This is a genomic window from Clostridium disporicum, from assembly GCF_001405015.1.
GTDB lineage: Bacteria > Bacillota > Clostridia > Clostridiales > Clostridiaceae > Clostridium > Clostridium disporicum_B.
On record NZ_CYZX01000056.1, the window covers coordinates 1 to 483 of the forward strand.

1 tRNA gene and 2 rRNA genes are annotated in these 483 nt (G+C 41.4%); all 3 read right to left on the reverse strand.

Features of this window, described 5'->3' with window-relative positions:
- A 23S ribosomal RNA gene (locus tag ARA56_RS16245) occupies positions 1 to 123 on the reverse strand; the annotation flags it as partial.
- 114 nt (positions 124 to 237) lie between these two features.
- Positions 238 to 314 (reverse strand) — tRNA-Ile (locus tag ARA56_RS16250).
- Between the two features lie 99 nt (positions 315 to 413).
- Positions 414 to 483: ribosomal RNA gene (locus ARA56_RS16255) — 16S ribosomal RNA — on the reverse strand; the annotation flags it as partial.

The window sequence follows — 483 nt, forward strand, 5'->3', positions numbered from 1 at the left end:
CCACATTCGGAAATCTCCGGATCACTGGCTATGTGCGCCTACCCGAAGCTTATCGCAGCTTATCACGTCCTTCATCGGCTCCTGATGCCAAGGCATTCACCATGCGCCCTTTGTAGCTTGACCTATCAAGTCAATTTTTCAAAGTATTTTCATTTAATATCACAAAGAATATTTCTTGGCTACTTCTCATGTTTGAAGTTATATATATTAATTCATGTGCAATTTTCAAAGAACAATTGGTGGGTCTAAGTGGACTCGAACCACCGACCTCACGCTTATCAGGCGTGCGCTCTAACCAGCTGAGCTATAGACCCATATTTTTGAAAGATATTATAATCTTTCAAAATTGAACAGAAATTAAGACCAAATCTTTTGAGTACGAATTAACATCTTGTTAATTCAGTTCTCCATAGAAAGGAGGTGATCCAGCCGCAGGTTCTCCTACGGCTACCTTGTTACGACTTCACCCCAATCGCTGACCCT